This is a genomic window from Enterococcus sp. DIV1316a (genome assembly GCF_050536915.1).
In the GTDB taxonomy this organism is placed as follows: domain Bacteria; phylum Bacillota; class Bacilli; order Lactobacillales; family Enterococcaceae; genus Enterococcus; species Enterococcus faecalis.
In genome coordinates, this window is sequence record NZ_CP172913.1 from 2,223,389 (window position 1) to 2,241,137 (window position 17,749).

18 protein-coding genes are annotated in these 17,749 nt (G+C 37.3%); 2 read left to right on the forward strand and 16 right to left on the reverse strand.

Annotated elements, in window-relative coordinates:
* Positions 1-8: 8 nt before the first annotated feature.
* From dltB to IGL56_RS10595, 5 genes are all read right to left on the reverse strand, one after another.
* Complete coding sequence (dltB, locus tag IGL56_RS10575; RefSeq protein ID WP_002385689.1) at positions 9-1,214, reverse strand: D-alanyl-lipoteichoic acid biosynthesis protein DltB; 1,206 nt, start codon at positions 1,212-1,214, stop codon at positions 9-11.
* A complete protein-coding gene (gene dltA, locus IGL56_RS10580; protein ID WP_002356385.1) occupies positions 1,211-2,731 on the reverse strand; it encodes a D-alanine--poly(phosphoribitol) ligase subunit DltA in 1,521 nt (506 codons plus the stop codon). The genes dltB and dltA overlap by 4 nt, the downstream gene beginning before the upstream one ends.
* Positions 2,732-2,745: 14 nt before the next feature.
* On the reverse strand, positions 2,746-2,895 hold the full coding sequence (locus IGL56_RS10585; protein ID WP_002356384.1) for a teichoic acid D-Ala incorporation-associated protein DltX: 150 nt from the start codon (positions 2,893-2,895) through the stop codon (positions 2,746-2,748).
* A 203-nt stretch (positions 2,896-3,098) separates the two neighbouring features.
* On the reverse strand, positions 3,099-5,195 hold the full coding sequence (locus tag IGL56_RS10590) for an ABC transporter permease (RefSeq protein ID WP_010816038.1): 2,097 nt from the start codon (positions 5,193-5,195) through the stop codon (positions 3,099-3,101).
* On the reverse strand, positions 5,185-5,952 hold the full coding sequence (locus IGL56_RS10595) for an ABC transporter ATP-binding protein (RefSeq protein WP_002356382.1): 768 nt from the start codon (positions 5,950-5,952) through the stop codon (positions 5,185-5,187). Before IGL56_RS10595 ends, IGL56_RS10590 begins: the two co-directional genes overlap by 11 nt.
* A gap of 405 nt (positions 5,953-6,357) precedes the next feature.
* Here IGL56_RS10595 and nrdD point away from each other — a divergent pair, with 405 nt between their 5' ends.
* Positions 6,358-8,541 (forward strand): anaerobic ribonucleoside-triphosphate reductase, encoded by a 2,184-nt coding sequence (gene nrdD, locus IGL56_RS10600; protein WP_002385686.1) that lies wholly within the window; start codon positions 6,358-6,360, stop codon positions 8,539-8,541.
* A gap of 32 nt (positions 8,542-8,573) precedes the next feature.
* The gene (nrdG, locus tag IGL56_RS10605; protein WP_002356379.1) at positions 8,574-9,170 is read left to right on the forward strand and encodes an anaerobic ribonucleoside-triphosphate reductase activating protein; all 597 of its coding nucleotides are present in this window, start codon (positions 8,574-8,576) and stop codon (positions 9,168-9,170) included.
* A 44-nt stretch (positions 9,171-9,214) separates the two neighbouring features.
* Here the strand turns inward: nrdG and dinB are convergent, their stop codons facing one another.
* From dinB to tenA, 11 genes are all read right to left on the reverse strand, one after another.
* Complete coding sequence (dinB, locus tag IGL56_RS10610) at positions 9,215-10,330, reverse strand: DNA polymerase IV (protein WP_023894966.1); 1,116 nt, start codon at positions 10,328-10,330, stop codon at positions 9,215-9,217.
* Between the two features lie 128 nt (positions 10,331-10,458).
* On the reverse strand, positions 10,459-11,217 hold the full coding sequence (locus IGL56_RS10615) for an ABC transporter permease (protein WP_002356377.1): 759 nt from the start codon (positions 11,215-11,217) through the stop codon (positions 10,459-10,461).
* On the reverse strand, positions 11,201-11,863 hold the full coding sequence (locus tag IGL56_RS10620) for an ABC transporter ATP-binding protein (protein ID WP_002356375.1): 663 nt from the start codon (positions 11,861-11,863) through the stop codon (positions 11,201-11,203). Before IGL56_RS10620 ends, IGL56_RS10615 begins: the two co-directional genes overlap by 17 nt.
* A gap of 14 nt (positions 11,864-11,877) precedes the next feature.
* The gene (gene rsmI, locus IGL56_RS10625) at positions 11,878-12,750 is read right to left on the reverse strand and encodes a 16S rRNA (cytidine(1402)-2'-O)-methyltransferase (protein WP_002356373.1); all 873 of its coding nucleotides are present in this window, start codon (positions 12,748-12,750) and stop codon (positions 11,878-11,880) included.
* A 111-nt stretch (positions 12,751-12,861) separates the two neighbouring features.
* On the reverse strand, positions 12,862-13,209 hold the full coding sequence (locus IGL56_RS10630; RefSeq protein WP_002356372.1) for a DNA replication initiation control protein YabA: 348 nt from the start codon (positions 13,207-13,209) through the stop codon (positions 12,862-12,864).
* Positions 13,202-14,041, reverse strand: coding sequence for a PSP1 domain-containing protein (locus IGL56_RS10635; protein WP_002356371.1), 840 nt, complete (start codon positions 14,039-14,041; stop codon positions 13,202-13,204). The genes IGL56_RS10630 and IGL56_RS10635 overlap by 8 nt, the downstream gene beginning before the upstream one ends.
* A gap of 116 nt (positions 14,042-14,157) precedes the next feature.
* Complete coding sequence (holB, locus tag IGL56_RS10640) at positions 14,158-15,108, reverse strand: DNA polymerase III subunit delta' (RefSeq protein WP_002389791.1); 951 nt, start codon at positions 15,106-15,108, stop codon at positions 14,158-14,160.
* A gap of 1 nt (position 15,109) precedes the next feature.
* Complete coding sequence (locus IGL56_RS10645) at positions 15,110-15,439, reverse strand: cyclic-di-AMP receptor (RefSeq protein ID WP_002356367.1); 330 nt, start codon at positions 15,437-15,439, stop codon at positions 15,110-15,112.
* Between the two features lie 19 nt (positions 15,440-15,458).
* Positions 15,459-16,097 (reverse strand): dTMP kinase, encoded by a 639-nt coding sequence (gene tmk, locus IGL56_RS10650; RefSeq protein ID WP_002356366.1) that lies wholly within the window; start codon positions 16,095-16,097, stop codon positions 15,459-15,461.
* A 208-nt stretch (positions 16,098-16,305) separates the two neighbouring features.
* On the reverse strand, positions 16,306-16,902 hold the full coding sequence (recR, locus tag IGL56_RS10655; protein ID WP_002356363.1) for a recombination mediator RecR: 597 nt from the start codon (positions 16,900-16,902) through the stop codon (positions 16,306-16,308).
* A 175-nt stretch (positions 16,903-17,077) separates the two neighbouring features.
* On the reverse strand, positions 17,078-17,740 hold the full coding sequence (tenA, locus tag IGL56_RS10660; RefSeq protein WP_430599768.1) for a thiaminase II: 663 nt from the start codon (positions 17,738-17,740) through the stop codon (positions 17,078-17,080).
* Between the last annotated feature and the right edge of the window lie 9 nt (positions 17,741-17,749).

Genomic DNA, 17,749 nt, shown 5'->3' on the forward strand with positions numbered 1-17,749 from the left:
ATTTTTATTTATTTAAACCATAGTTTGTCTAAAAATCCTGAGAAAATCAGGAAGCTGACACAAACCGCTTGGAAAGTTAAAAAGACTGCAAATGCATGTGTAAATTTGTTTGATGGTATCTTGTCTTTATGTTTTTTCTTAAAACGTAGCCAAGCATCTGTTACACAAATTAGTGTTGCATGGTAGAGCCCATAAGCGATGTAGAACCACGTTAATCCATGCCAAATGCCCATGATTAAGAACAACGCAAAGTAACCAATATTAGAAGTCACAATCCGACTTTTAAAGACTTTCTTTTTCATTAAGAAAAACATTAAGCGCATGTAAATGTAATCACGGAACCAAAAAGATAAGGTCATGTGCCAACGATTCCAGAATTCTTTAATATTCCAACTTAGGAACGGTTTGTTAAAGTTCATTGGTGTATCATAGCCCATTAAATAACTTGTGCCAACGGCCAGTAAACTATAGCCTGCGAAATCAAAGAATAGATACAAACTGTAATTATACATATAGCCGACTGTCCACCAGGATAAACCACCTTGTGCCAAGGCCATTTTTTCCACATGTGGTAAAAAGACACCACCAAGATAATGACTGATAATAAACTTATATAAAAATCCTAGAAATAAATAAAAAATTCCTTTTTCTAAAAAGTCTAAATATTTCTCCGCACTCGGCGGGTTTTTCAAATCTTTTTCAAAGCGCCGATAACGATCGATGGGTCCTGAAGAAATAGTCGGGAAAAACAAGAGAAACTGAATGTAACGAAACGGATGATATTCTTTCATTACGCCATCCCGTAAATCCATGATCACTTGGACCGCTTTAAAGGTTAAATAAGAAATCCCTAAAAAGCCAAGTAAGGTTGTTTTGCCTGTCATGAATGGAGAAACTTTCACCCAAACAAGCGGTAATATAGCTAAAAAGACAGCCAGATAAAAGACCCAACCTGCATTTTTATTTTTTCGATAAGCCGCATAGCCCCACGTTAGTAATGTTTGATAAATAACATATACAATCAGAGCGACTCCTTGTTGCCAAAATTCGCCACCAAAACTGATATATAGAAAGACCAGTGTCACGAGTGTTTGATACCAAGGCCAACGTGTCCCTTTAATGGCTAAAGTTAAAATCATCGGCAACAAGGCCGCAATTAGCAGAACAAAGTAATACGGTGCATTATAGGGAATCATATGAGGAAAATTCATCATGTGGCATTCACCTCATTCATCAACCCTTTCCGATCAATTTTGCCATTACTTGTCAAAGGTAATTGTTCAACATATACAAATTTTTGCGGAATCATATAGTCCATTGTCAACGTGGCTAATTCTTGTTTAATTGCCTTAGTTAATTGAAAATCACTTGAAAATTCATGTGCTTGCGGAACGACATAGGCAATTAATTGTTGGACTTTATTTCCTTGATATTTCGGCACAACGACTGCTTGTTTCACGTAGGAAACATTCGTTAAGTGATGATCCACTTCTTCTAACTCAATGCGGTAGCCATGCAATTTAATTTGAAAATCTAAGCGTCCCTCATACTGCAATAGGTTATCGACTAACTTTCCAGCATCGCCTGTGCGATAAGCTGGTACGCCATCTAATTGGAAAAAAGCTTCAGCTGTTTTCGCAGGATTATTTAGATAGCCTTTGGAAACACTTGGTCCAGCAATGACGATTTCACCAATTTCACCTGCAGGTAATTTTGACATGCCTTCCATAATATAAATTTGCGTATCTTCTTTCACATACCCGATTGGTAAACGTTGGACACTTTTTAAAACTTCTTGAGTGATTTCAATGGCACTAATCGCTACAGTCGCTTCTGTCGGCCCATACGTATTATAAATATGCGCAGTTGGGAAACGAGCGGCTAATTTCTCAGCCGTTGGTTTTGGTAATTCTTCTCCACAGAATAAAAACGTGCGCAGTGCTGGTAGATGTTCACCATCGAAGCTTGGTTCCATTAGACACAATTCAATAAAGGACGGTGTTGAAACCCAGACGTCGATTGTTAATTGTGGCAAACGCGTAAATAATTGTTTAAAATCGTTAATGATTTCATTGGGTAACGGAGTTAATGAGCCACCTAACGCCAATGCGGGATAAATAGACATCACTGATAAATCAAACGAATAAGGTGCCTGTGCTAAAAAGCGGGCCCCTTCTTCTAAACCAAAATCTTGCAACAACCAATTCGTAAAGCTAACTAAATTATCATGGCTGATTTGCACACCCTTTGGTACGCCAGTTGTCCCTGAAGTGAAAATGATATAGTAATTACTTGCTCCTGTGACAGGCATCAACGCAGGCGCATGCCGGGGTGCATGCATCATCATTTCTGTTAATTCTTCCGCCGTAATTACTGGCACTTCGGTGGCTAATTCAGGCCATTCATGCACAGCAATCACTGCGGTTGGTTTGGCTACGTTTAGAATTAGTTCAATGCGTTCTTTTGGTGTATGTGCATCAATGGGGATATAGCTAAAACCAGCTTTCGATGCGCCTAAAAAACTCACAATCATTTCAAAATCTAATTCTCCGTATACGACAATCGCTGACTTGTCCGTTTTCAGCTCAGCTAAATAAGCGGCTAGATTGTCTGACTTTTCTTTTAACTCTCCATACGTAGAGACTTTTTCTTCGGTTAAATAAACAGGCCGTTGGGGTTCTTTACGTGCCCATTCATCAATCGTTTGAATCATATTAATTACTTTTTCCATGTATAGCCGCCTCCTTAAAACTCGTTATAAATGAAGGTTCCTCCATTGATATTCTTGTAATGATAAAGATAAATTAATGCAATGACAATGAAAGAATAAAATAACGTTTTACCGATGAATTTAAGACTTTCGTTATTGAGAATTTTCTGAAAAGTTGTTTTCATTATCATTCACCTCCTAAGGTTAATCGCTATCCATTATTTTATGCTATATTTCAGCAAAGTCCATTGAAATTTCTTACAATTTAATAAAAAAACTAACAATTTCGTCACTTCTTAAATTTTCATGATTTTCATAAACGGAACTCTCATAATTTTTTCGCATAAAGAAACTGTAAAAACCGCTTCAAAACGGCTTTTACAGTTTTTTAAAAATGGATGTGTCGAATCATCCGCGCATAAATGGCAGACGTTAAAATATAAAAAATTAGATAAACAATTATTAAGATTCCACAAGAAAGATATACTAACAAATATCCTGGACTCTTAATAAATTGGCTTAGCAAATAAATGGCAAAGGTAGTATGCAAAATCCCAATGACCATCGGCGGAAAGAAAATCAAACTATTCTGTCGATAAATTTGCTTAGTTATCGCTTTACTAGAAACACCCATCCGTTTTAAAGTCACGTAATCTTGACGCTCACTTACAGCTGAAAACAGTTGTCGTAACATCAAAATACTGCCCGTAATAAACAACGCTAAAATTGCCACAAACATGGAGACATATAAAGTCAAGCCGTTAATTTTTCGTTCATAGCGTAAAGAAGCGTAGCGATCATTCATATTTAGCCGCCAAGTTTCGGTGACATCATCTTGTGTATTCTTTGCCTCTTCGTTAGGCATTTGTTTAGCAAAACCACTCAACTGCTGGTTATTTTTTTCATACTTATACAAAATTGGCGCTTGCCATTCTGTGGCAATCTGTTTATTTACGGCTTCATAAAGTTTTTCACGTCTTTTCGTGTCAACATTTACGGCGTTAATCTGATATTGAATGGAATTTTTTGTCACTTTCTGATAAAGGGCATCGGAAACGACAATCGTTGGTAAGGAATATTGCAATAAAAAATTACCTAGATAGTTAGGCAGCACTTGTTGCAGTTGTGCCTTCTCTCCTTCAACAAATTGCAGTTTCGATTCATAACGAGACATACCACTTAAAATATTGGTAAAGCTATCCATATAGATAACACTTTGGTCATTTTTTAAATGTAAATCGTTTAAATAAGGATTAATTTTTTGATAGTTGCGGTAGTTGGAGAAGGATAAAACATTAACTGCTTCAATCGTTTCTTGTTCCTCTTGCGCTTGACCAATTCGCAAACTGCGTTCAATTCCAGTAATTTTATAAGAAAGTATCACTTCATTTTTTATTTTGGTGTCCTTCGCTTCATCGAGAACTTTCTTCAATTTAGGATAGCTTTCCTGTGAAACTAAAAAGTCCACGGGACCATCACTGTTGACCGTGTGCATACTAATCGTATACACAAAAACCATCACGCCAATCCCACTCAAGGCTGTCGCAATTAATAAGGTCAAACCAGTGAGTGTTTTGCTACTTTTAAATAAGTAGCGTTTGGCATTGCCTAAAGTAATCATACGTAAATCTTGGTAATACCATTTTTTTCTATGATTAAATAAGCGAATGATAAAATACATGGTATAACGGAAAAATAAATAAGTTCCCAACACACATAGACCCAAAATGATAAAAGGCGTCAATGTAATAATCATCGGAATCGAGATATCCAATGAATCATTTAATTGTTTATACACAATACCTGTCGCTAAATTCCGAAAATCAAACGCAATAAAATAACCAGCCAGTAAACAAATAGGTCCTAAAATACCTAGAAACTGCCGCCGTTTCGTTAAACGACTATAATTAATTTGACCAATTTTTTCTTGGTGCATAAGCTGCGACAATGGATAACGATAAATCATCCAAATACTTCTTAAGCAGACAATCAGAATCATAAATGCAAAAGCTACACCGGTTTCAATAACGGAACGCCAAGAAATATAGAAGAAACTGGGGACTTCTAAAAACATAACTTTGGCTAAAATCATTGAAAACAACTTGGTGAAAATCACTCCTAAAATAATTCCATTAATTAGTGAAACAAAGCCTAAAACTAAATTTTCTACTAAAAAAATTAGTGAAACTTGGCTCTTTCTCAAGCCAATTAATCGATACAAGCCAATTTCTTGGCTACGTTTTCCTATAAAAAAACGATTTGCTGCCAACATAAAGCCCAAAATAATAATGGTGACTAAGGTACTACCGAGTCCTAAAGATCGCTTAATTTCGATATCACGGCCTGCACCTGCTACAAGAGGCTGGTTGTAAGCAATCGCACGGAAACAATAATAAACGACCGCTGCAAAAGTCATACTAATGTAATAAACCAGATAATTAGGTACATGAGCTTTTAAATTTTTTAATGATAGTTTAAAAATCATTTGCGCGCCCGCCTCCACCAATCGTTGCTTGCATATCTATCACACGATTAAAAAATTCCTTACGTGATCCTTGACGAACAACTTCTGAGAAAATCGCACCGTCTTTAATGAACAAGATGCGATTACAAAAACTGGCCGTGTACGGGTCATGTGTCACCATCAAAATTGTGGCATCATCATGTAGATTAATTTCAGCTAAATATTTCAACAATTCTGTTGCTGATTTTGAATCCAGCGAGCCAGTTGGTTCATCTGCAAAAATAATTTTAGGGTTCGTAATCAAAGCACGAGCAGCTGCTACCCGTTGTTTTTGTCCCACAGATATCTCTGGTGGATAAGCAGATAAAAGCTCCTGAATCCCCAAAATCGAAGTCACATGTAACAAACGTTTATCCATTTCTTCTAATGAAACTTTTTCTACAGCTAAAGGCAACAGAATATTGTCCTTCACATTTAACGTATCAATTAGGTTAAACGATTGAAAAATAAACCCCATTTCGTTTCTTCGAAAATCACTTAATTGATTATCTCGCATTTTTAAAATATCTTGTCCGGCGATGCGCACGATTCCTGCGGTTGGCAAAATAATCGAAGATAAGACATTCAATAGTGTCGATTTCCCAGCACCGCTGGGACCCATAATCCCCACAAATTCGCCTTCATCAACGGTAAACGAAATATTATCTAATACTTCTGTTTTATTATTTAAACGACCATATGTCTTGCTGACATGGTTTACTTCTACAATTTTTTTCATTTTTCTCGCTCCAACGTTTTGTTATTACTCTTATTTTACCAAGAAAAAATCTGAATGAACATCGTTTTATCTTACAATATCGTTCGGCAGTCAAAGAATAATTGGCATTTCGTGAATAAATCCGCAAGCAATTATTATTTAATAATTGTTATTTTTTAGTGTTGCTTTTAGCAATTTGGCAAAAAACTCTTTGCTGTTTTTTAATTTTGACAAAGAATTTTTTTCACGCAAAAAAATTTGCTCAATCCTTTTCTTCATTTGTTTTCATATTTTTTCAAAACAACGCAAGCACAATATATAGTGTTTGTCTAGTGATATTTTACTAAAAATACGCAATATATCGATTGAATTTAGCCGACCTTTGTATTAGGATAGTTACTAACGAGATATAAGGAGCTGGATAAAATGATGAAGATTACTGATGAAAAAGCCGAGGATGTTAATCTCTCAACAATTAAAGTTGTCAAACGAGATGGTCGTTTAGTGACTTTCGATGATCAAAAAATATACGATGCTTTGATCAAAGCTGAACAAAAAATACATGACCAAGTCACTCCTTTGACACATCAAAAAGTCCAATCGATTGTTGCCGATGTCAATCGAGAAATTGCCGAACGTTTTACCAATAACGTAAAAATTTATGAAATTCAAAATATTGTGGAACATACTCTGCTATCCAACAACGAATATGCCTTAGCCGAAGAATACATTCATTACAGAACCCAACGTGATTTTGAGCGTAGTAAAGCGACTGATATTAATGTATCTATCGGCAAATTAATTAATAAAGATCAGACTGTCGTGAACGAAAATGCCAACAAAGACAGTGACGTTTTTAATACGCAACGTGATCTAACCGCTGGGATTGTTGGAAAATCAATTGGTTTAAAGATGTTGCCTTCACACGTGGCTAATGCCCATCAAAAAGGCGACATTCATTACCACGATTTAGATTATCATCCATATACGCCCATGACAAACTGCTGTTTAATTGATTTTAAAGGCATGCTAAACAATGGCTTTAAAATTGGGAACGCTGATGTCGAATCACCAAAATCAATTCAAACGGCCACTGCACAAATTTCTCAAATTATTGCCAATGTAGCTTCCAGTCAATATGGTGGATGCTCTGCCGATCGGATTGATGAATTATTAGCGCCTTTTGCAGAACGTAATTATGAAAAACATTTAGCAGATGCGCAAGAATGGATTGAAGGAGAAGAACGCCAAAAAGCATTCGCTCGGAAGAAAACGAAAAAAGATATTTTTGATGCCATGCAAAGTCTTGAGTATGAAATTAATACTTTATTTACTTCCAATGGACAAACCCCTTTTACTTCTCTGGGATTTGGTTTAGGTACCAACTGGTTTGAGCGAGAAATTCAACGGGCGATTTTACAAATCCGAATTAATGGTTTAGGGATTGAAAAACGAACAGCTATTTTCCCAAAACTGATTTTCACAATTAAACGCGGCGTCAATGCGCAACCTACTGATCCAAACTACGATATTAAACAACTGGCACTGGAATGCGCAACGAAACGCATGTATCCTGATGTTTTAAACTATGATAAAATCGTTGAACTAACAGGTAGTTTTAAGGTACCAATGGGCTGTCGTTCCTTTTTACAAGGCTGGAAAGACGAACAAGGTGAAGAAGTAAATGTTGGCCGAATGAATTTAGGCGTTGTGACCTTGAACTTACCAAGAATCGCTTTAGAAGCGCAAGGAAGCCAAGAAAAGTTCTGGCAAATTTTAAATGAACGTTTGGCGATCGTTAAAGATGCTTTGGTTTATCGGGTTGAACGTGTTAAAGAAGCTAAACCAGCGAATGCACCGATTTTATACATGTATGGTGCATTTGGAAAACGTTTAGCTACACAGGATGCCGTAGATGAACTGTTTAAAAACAAACGTGCCACGGTTTCGCTTGGCTATATTGGCTTGTATGAAGTGGCTTCTGCCTTTTACGGCGGTGCTTGGGAGGACAATCAAGAGGCCAAAAACTTTACACTGGATATTTTAAAAGAACTGAAAAAAAATGCCGACAACTGGGGCAACGAATACGGCTATCATTTTAGTGTCTACTCTACACCGAGCGAAAGCTTGACTGACCGTTTTTGCCGTTTAGATACTGAAAAATTTGGCATCGTCGAAAATATTACAGATAAAGAATATTACACAAATAGTTTCCATTATGATGTACGCAAAAATCCAACGCCTTTTGAAAAACTTGATTTTGAAAAGGATTATCCAAAATATTGTTCTGGTGGTTTTATCCACTACTGTGAATACCCCATGTTACAGCAAAATCCCAAAGCACTTGAAGCTGTCTGGGATTACGCTTATGACAAAGTTGGCTATTTAGGAACCAATACGCCAATTGATCATTGTTATGCCTGTGGTTTTGAAGGGGACTTCCATCCAACTGAACGTGGCTTTGAATGTCCAGAATGTGGCAATCATGATCCTAAGACTTGTGATGTCGTTAAACGGACTTGTGGTTATTTAGGTAACCCGCAAGCTCGCCCAATGGTACATGGTCGTCACAAAGAAATTTCCTCTCGTGTGAAACATTTAAAAAATTAAACTCGATTATTCTATAGAAAGAAGTTTTGCTGATGCGTAATCCGAAACCACAAGAATGGAAAACCGAAGACTACAGCCAAAAAAAGATTGCCGATTACAAAGCGTTCAACTTTGTTGATGGCGAAGGTGTACGCAATAGTTTATATGTGAGCGGCTGTCTCTTTGCTTGTGAAGGTTGTTTTAACAAAGCTGTCCAAAATTTCAATTACGGTACGCCGTTTACAGAATCTTTAATGAATCAAATTATTGAAGATTTGTCCCATGACTATGTCCAAGGTTTGACTCTTTTGGGTGGTGAACCTTTTCTGAATACAGATGTTTGTCTTAGTGTAGTCAAACGTGTGCGGGAAACATTTGGCTCAGCCAAAGATATCTGGTCTTGGTCTGGGTATACCTTTGAAGAACTACTTTTAGAAACGCCTGATAAGCTTGAACTACTCCATTCAATTGACATTTTAGTTGATGGGCGCTTTGAACTGGCAAAACGTAATTTAAATTTACAATTTCGTGGCAGTAGTAATCAACGGATTATTGATGTACCCAAATCACTTGCTGCTGGCAAAGCTGTTATTTGGGAAAAATGTCATGACGCCGAAACGTCTTATGAACAAATCAAAAAATCAATTTAAAAAAGTTAGCCCTTTAGCCATCTCTTGAGGATGTGTCTAAAGGGCTAACTTTTTTCCCATAAAGGTAAAACAATGTTTTCATACGCTAGTGGATCTAAATTCGTTAAAGTAATGCCTAATAAACGGATTCCTTGTTCTAAACCTAAAATATCTTCCCAAATTAAATTCGCTTGATAGAAAAGTTCTTCTTTTTTAGAAATATATTCAGGTAATGTCACACGTTTCGTAATCGTCGTATAGTCAGTATAACGAACTTTTAGGACTACTGTTTTGCCATGTTTTTGCACTCGTTGCAATGCACGCTCAACACCTGCTGCTAATTGTCTCAATTGAGCCGTAACCTGCTCTTCCGTCGTTAAAGGGGTGCCGTAAGTATGTTCCTTGCCTACCGACTTACGATCTCTAGTCACTTGAACTGGCGCATCATGGATACCGCGGACTTTACGATACAATGAATAACCCATTTTACCGAATAACCGAATCAACGTCATCTCATCTTGCTTGTATAAATCTGCTCCAGTAAAAATCCCTAGTTCATGCATTTTAGGCACTGTTTTTTTCCCGATTCCGTGGAAATCTTCAATCGGTAATGCTTTCAAAAAATCTTCGGCCTCTTCTGGTAAGACAACCGTCAGGCCCTTTGGTTTCTGAAAATCTGATGCTAACTTGGCTAAAAACTTATTGTAACTAACACCTGCCGAGCAAGTTAACTGCAATTCATGCCAAATATCATATTGGATCATTTTCGCAATTTTAATAGCCGACTTACTGTTGACCTTATTTTCAGTTACATCTAAATACGCTTCGTCAATAGATACTGGTTCAATCACATCTGTATAGCGGCGAAAAATTTCACGGATTTCTTGAGAAATTTCACTATATTTCTGATAATTACCTGGCTTAAAAATGGCACTTGGACATAGTTCATACGCCTTTTGAGCACTCATAGCCGAGTGAATACCGTACTGTCGAGCAATATAATTCGCTGTGGTCACCACTCCTTTGCCCCCAGTATCACTTGGATGGCGCGCAATAACTAACGGATGTCCTACTAGCTCTGGATGATCTCGTTCTTCAACTGAAGCAAAAAACGCGTCCATATCTATATGTATAATTTTTCTCGACGTATCTTTTTTTAAGGGAAAACGTAATTCGCTCATCATTTTGATTCGCCTCCTCCCTCCATTATATACGAACGTCCGTTCTTTTTCAAATTGAAACTTCTTTATTTCAACCAGAAAAAGCTGAAAATCCATGAAGTTATAAACACAGATTTCCAGCTTTTTAATTAAACGACCAATTGTTTTTGTTGATTATAGTAGCCTTTATAGGCAAGATAAGTTGCAATTACTGAACCAATACTTGTTGCTGATAGCAACATAAAAGTCACCATAATCTGATATTTTATCGCATGGACTGGATCAACGCCCGCAAAAATCAAGCCTGACATCATCCCAGGCAAACTAACAATTCCGACAGTTTTGGCAGAATCAATCGTCGGCGCCATCCCGGTTTTCACACTTTGTTGGATGATTGGTAAAGAGGCGAGTTTGATAGTTGCACCTAATGCTAGTTTCTCCATTACCGCTTGCCGTTGGTTTTGAAAAAGAGTATCTAAATTGCGATAGCATAAACCAATTGCCACCATCGAATTGCTGGCAATCATCCCACTGATAGGAATGATTTGAGAAGGAATAAATTTAATAGAACCAGAAAAAATCAAAATACCAATGGTAATTCCTGTACTACAACCAATTGCAATGAAAGAAATCAAAAAGCCCTTTTGTAATTGCTGGCTGCGTTTTTTTGCATTAAAAGCTGCGTTGGAAACAATCACCAAAACCATGATGAGCGTTAAAATCAGGTTATTGACTTGAAAAACATATTTTAATAAATAGCCGACTGCGACTAATTGAATGACTGCTCGAATCACACTAATAATAATATCTTTGGTAAAACCTAATTTTTCTTTAGTACTAATAATTAATGCGACCACCACTAGCATGGCTGAAAAAAATAAGGATAAATTATTAACTGCTAAATCCATCTGTCGGCGCCACCTTTCCTGCTACAATACGAATCACTTGCTGTGCTTGCTGAATTTCTTCGGTATCATGCGTGACACGGACCAGCGTGACTCCTTGCTCTTTGTTTAATTGGTTTAACAATTGATTGACAATCTGTTTGCTTTCTTCATCTAATCCCGTTGTAACTTCGTCTAATAATAAAACATCTGGTACAAAAATAATGTTTCGTAGCAAAGCAACCCGTTGTCGCTCACCACCAGAGAGTTCGGCTATTTTCTTTTCAAGATAAGCAGCGGGCAATTTCACTTGTTGGAGCAATGCCACGACTTTTTCCTGATTAAACGCTTCTTGTCTGACGGTAAATGGAAATAATAAATTATCATACACGGTTTCACCAAATAAAGTTGGCTGCTGAAAACAATAAGAAACCTTTTGGCGGTATGTTTCGATTGGCATTGTAGTAATTGGCGCTTCTTGATAAAAAATTTCGCCTTCTGTAGGACTTAATAATGAAGATAAAATTTTTAAAAATGTACTTTTCCCGCTACCTGAAGGACCAACAATTGTTGTATTGCTACCTGTTTCAAATGACAAATCAATATCAGAAAGAATGCTACGACCATTTACTTGATAAGACACGCCTTCTGCACGCAATAAATTACTCATGTTTCTCTCCTTTTTTAAATGGAATGATATTCTTTATATACTTCTTGTTTTTTTACATTTCTCAATTTGGCCACTTCTTTGATCGCCTCTTTTGAACTCCGTCCCTCTTCCTCCATTAAAACTTGTACATGTTCTTTGAGGGAAATAGCTGGCATTGCTGCTATTGTCTCTTTCTCACCAGTAAATCCGCTAACTAATAAACAACACTCGCCTTTTAGCGTATTTTCTGCTAAATATTCTGTTAGTTCTCCTAAGGTACCACGCAAATATTCTTCATGAAGTTTCGTTAATTCTCGACAAATCACAGCGGGACGTTCTTGACCATAGACTTCAGCAAACGTTGCGACCGTTTTAGCAATCCGATAGGGGGACTCATAAAAAATCTGTGTCGGCCGTTCTTCTTTTAATGCTGATAACACGTCTTTCTGTTCTTTTTTCTTTCTTGGTAAAAAACCATAAAACGTAAATGGCTGTGGTAAAAGACCCGAGGCAATCAAGGCGGTCATTCCTGCCGTAGGTCCTGGCAAGGCAATCACTGCCAGTTCTTCTTCAAGACATGCTGTAACCAATTCATGACCAGGATCACTAATTGAAGGCATACCTGCATCGCTAACTTGGGCAATCGTTTCACCACTCAGCAATCGTGTAATCAGTTGAGGAATTCGCTCTTTGTAATTATGTTCGTGTAAACTAATTTGTGGTGTTGTAATCTCAAAATGATTTAGCAATTTTTGTGTGTTTCTTGTGTCCTCACTAGCAATCACCGTTGCTTCTTTCAATATGTTTAAACAACGAATACTCATATCTTCTAAATTGCCGATCGGTGTTGGGACAAGATACAATTTTCCTTTTGTTGTTTGCTTATCAAAACTTTTCTGTTTTTGCATAGCACATCCCTCATTTTCCTTTTTCGTTCTATAAATAGATAAAGGTTTGATTTGACAATCGATTGACTGTCAAACCAAACCTTTCCTTTTTATTTGCAGTGTCCACTAGACTTAACGCGTACGTTCCCCATAAATAACATCAAGACAAAAGGCACATTCTTCATCATTTTCACGTCTTGAACCATATAAAATATTGCAGACATGGAAGCCCTCTTCATAAAGTTTTTCCAAATTCATACGTGATTTTGATAGCTCTTGTTTTTCAGTTTCAGTTGTATTTCCTGCTAACTTATTCAGTTCTTGGAGATGCTCCCGTAAGCGTTGGTTTTCGATTTCCAACGTGGTATTTTTTTCTACCAACTCATGGAGTGCTGCTTTAATTTCTCTTAATTGTGTCACTGAACTGTCTAAATCAGTTTCCAACGAATTTAATCCATCATAGAGCGAACGTTTATCCATTTTGATCACCTTTTTCAGCAGCAACTTTCGCAGTAGCTTCTTTGATTTCTTCGTAATCATAATCCGCTGCGATTTCACGACCATGCAGACGAACTTTGACAATCCGACTTAATAGATTCAACCCGACGACTTTGCCTTTGCCATCTGGTGTTATTACTTCTTTTCCATAATCTGGTAATTCTTTTTTAGCGGCTTCATATTCGTCGTTTTCGTATTTCAAACAACACATTAAGCGGCCACATAATCCCGAAATTTTGACAGGATTTAAAGATAACCCTTGATCTTTAGCCATTTTGATTGAAACTGGCATAAAATCTCCTAGAAATGTTGAGCAACATAGTTGTCTGCCACAAGGGCCAATGCCACCTAATATTTTCGCTTCATCTCGGACACCAATTTGACGTAACTCAATTCGCGTCCGGAAAATAGCCGCTAAGTCTTTGACTAATTCACGAAAATCAATTCGCCCATCTGCCGTAAAGTAAAAAATCATTTTGCTACGATCGAAGGTATATTCTACTCGCACTAATTTCATTTTTAAGTCATGAGCTCGAATTTTTTCATTGGCAATGCTTTTGGCAGCTTCTGCATCAGCCAAATTTTTTTGTTCTTTTTCTAAATCATTGGCTGTTGCTTTATTTAAAATGGGTTTTAGGTCCTCTGGTAAATCGTCTGAATCGACTGTTTTTTTAGGAATAGCAACAGTAGCTAATTGTTTTGACTGTTGAGATTCAACGAGTACTTTCTCATTATAAATATACTCAGATTTTCCAGGAGCAAAATAATAGATATGACCGGCTTCACGGAAGCGAACTCCTACTACTTCTACCATTTTATTCCTCCTAATCTAGTTCAAGTGAACGTCGCTTCAATCGGTTAAGGAACTTGCTGAAACAACTAAGTTCCTACTATATTATGAAACTGAATGCCACTTGGCACTTTTTTCCTTTATGATTTAGGGTGAATCATTTGGATAACTAATTGTTCACAAACATTTTGCCAACTAACATTGGCAGTCCATTTTTGGCGTGCTTTCAAAATTAGCGCCAGCCGTTCCGCCTGCTCTTCCGTTATTTTTTTGGCTTGCTGTGTCGCAACACTTTCTTCCAATAATTGACGGTAATAAACCATGAGCAAGTCAAAGCTAAGCGCTTGTTGTTCTTTTTCCTTAAATACTTTGACCATTTTCTTCTGAACGTAGATAAATGCCTGTAAATCATTACTTTTTAGATAATTAAACCATTGCAAAATGATTTCCCTAGCTTCATTAAACCATTCATCTTGAGAGATTTCAACTGCTTTCTCAAAACTATTTGTCAGCTCAGCTAAAAGGGTTGCAGTCTTTTCACCAATCCCCTGTTTGATTAAGCGATCAATTAATGTTTTTTTGACTAATGGTTGAAAATGTAAGGTTTGGCATCGTGATTGAATCGTTGGTAAAATTCGAGAAAGCGAAGTGGTTTCTAAAATAGCTAAAATTTGTCCTTCTGGCTCTTCTAAAAATTTTAAGAGACTATTGGCTGCGCCGGTACTCATTTTATCTGCTTCTTGAATTAAGAAAACTTTTTTAGCAGTCTCGACCCCACTTTTAGAAAACTCCGCTTTTAATTCACGGATTTGGTTCACTTTGATGGTTTGCCCATCTGGCGCAATTCTTAAAACATCTGGATGTTCATTTTCATTAATCCGCACACAATTATGGCATTCGTTACAAGGCTGTTGATTTACTAAATTCGTACAAAAGACATGTTTCGCCATCCATAAGCCAAATTCTTGTTTTCCAGTTCCTGTATCTCCTTCAAAAAGATAAGCATGGGCAAGACGACCATGCTCAAAACTTTTTTGGAGTTGCTTGTACAGCAAAGGTTGCATTTGCTGTAGCTGTTGTGCTTCATTCATCTTAATATTGATGGAATCCTTCAACTGGTAAGACGAAGCAAGTAGCGCCGCCTACTTCAACTTCCACAGGATAAGGAATTTGGCCATCCATTGTGATATCTAAAGTCACAGGTGTTGAAACATATTGTTTTCTTGATTGACATGTTTCTTTAATTAAAGCTAATGTTTCGTCGACACGTTCATCATCAATCCCAATAATAAATGTGCTGTTTCCCGCTTTTAAGAATCCACCTGTTGAGGATAATTTTGTAGCACGAATATTGGCATCAATAAATTCGTTGGCTAATCGGTTACTATCTTTGTCTTGTACAATGGCTAAAATAATCTTCATGGTCTACACCTTCCTATAATTAAAAGTTTTCTGGATAACGTTCAATAATCGCCTGATACGTTGCTTCTACGACAAGTTCTAAACTCATCCGTGCATCAATCTTTTTGATACGTTGTGGATTTTCTTCTGCTAATTTCAAATATTCATGACGAACACGTTGATGAAATTCTAACCCTTCTGAATCTAAGCGATCAATTTGCTGTGTTCGATTTTCTTGAATCCGCCGTAAGCCAGTATCTGAGTCAACGTCTAAATAAATTGTAAAATCTGGTGAGACACCTTCTGTCGCAAACGCATTAATTGAAGCAATGGGGGCAATCCCAATTCTACGCCCAGCGCCTTGGTAGGCTAATGAGCTGTCAACAAAACGATCACATAGGACTAAATGACCCGCTTCCAAAGCTGGCAAGATTTTTTCCACTAAATGTTGACGACGAGCAGCTGCGTAAAGTAAAGCTTCTGTTCGCTCATCCATTCTGTCATTTCTTGGATCTAAAATAACTGTTCGAATCTTTTCGGCAATCGGTATGCCGCCTGGTTCTCTTGTAGTGACAATTTTTCGTTTTGACTCTTTAGCTAATCTTTCAGAAACTTCCTTCAAAACACTGGTTTTACCAGCACCATCTGGACCTTCAAATGTGATAAAAATACCCTGCACGTGCGAAAACTCCAATCAATTTTTACTTGTATCTATTATACTTCATCTTGCTCTATCAGTCTAATTGAAATCCTTATGTCCTATTTAAAGTGATGCATCCGCTGAAAAAAAGAAACTGAAAAAGAAGTACGGAAAAGCTTGAACTGCGACATTTTCTCACAGAAACGACCTACTTCGATTTCAACTTCTTTTTCCAACGATGTTTCTTTTAAATTTCTCGACGCCCTTCGACTGCTTTTAGCAAGGTTATTTCGTCTGCATATTCAATATCGCTGCCGACAGACAAGCCGTGTGCCAAACGAGTAACGGTGATTCCAGCTGGTTTAATGAGCCGTGATAAATACATCGCCGTCGCTTCTCCTTCAGTGGTAGCGTTGGTTGCTATAATGACCTCTTTCACTTCATCATCGTGCAATCGTTTGATCAAAGAGGCAATATTAATATCTTCTGGTCCTGTTCCTTCCATCGGTGAAAGCACCCCGTGGAGTACGTGATACAAGCCTTGATATTCACGCATTTTTTCCATTGCCATAACGTCTTTTGGTTCTTCCACTACTAAAATAATACTACGGTCACGATTTTTATCTTGGCAAATTTCACAAGGATCTTCTTCAGTAATATTTCCGCAAATACTACAGAAATGGAGATCTCTCTTGACACTAATTAGCGCTTTTGCAAAAGCATTAGCATCTTCTTCTTTCATATCAATTGTATAAAAAGCAAGCCGTGTCGCTGTTTTTTGACCAATTCCTGGTAATTTCATATAACTTTCAATCAATTTTGCAATCGGTTCTGGATAATTCATGAGGCTTCTACAGTCCTTTCTTAGCAAGGCGTTTCTGTTATTACTGAGCGAGTTACAACAGATTTTGCGTCACTGAATATCTTATCACGCCCTGTCAAAAAAGCAACTGACAATTACTGCTTTCTAATACAAAAACAAGTCGTTAGTTACGAGCACTAAACGACTTGTTTTTGTATTAACCAATCCAGGTTTCGTGTGTATAGGCCATTTCCCAAAAAGCGTATTCCATCTCACTGCTGATAACAAAAGCGGTGATCATAGCTGCTTGTTCTTGTGGTGAACTTTCTTCATATAATTGGTCTAACAGTTGACGTTCCTCTTGGACGTGTTGGTACGCTTCCTCCCCAGCATAGGTTTCAATCCAACGTTGGTACAGTGGTTCTGGTGAGTGTTGTTTGACTAAATGTGCACCAATTTCTTGATAGAGCCAAGAACAAGGCAACATACTTGCTGCGGCCGTCTTAGGCGTTCCTTCAATAAGTTGGCGATACATATGAGAAACATAGTGATACGCGGTTGGTGCAATCGGTGTCGCTGCAACTTCTTCTTCCGTAATCGCTAGTTCTTCAAAAAAAGTTTCACGAATAGCTAATTCGCCCAACGCGAGATTTTCCGCATTTGTTAAGAGTAATTTTTTCAATCGAGGTTGTTGCGTTTGTGCCGCAATCAAGCGATAAAGTTGACTAAAATGTTTTAAATAGTAATGATCTTGAATTAAATAGTAGCGAAAAATCATTGGACTCAAGGTTCCTTCATGTAACTCTGTGATAAAAGGATGCTGAAAACTCCCTTGCCAAGAAGCTTGCGCTTGTTCTTTGGCTTGTTCTGTAAATGTCATAGGTTTCTC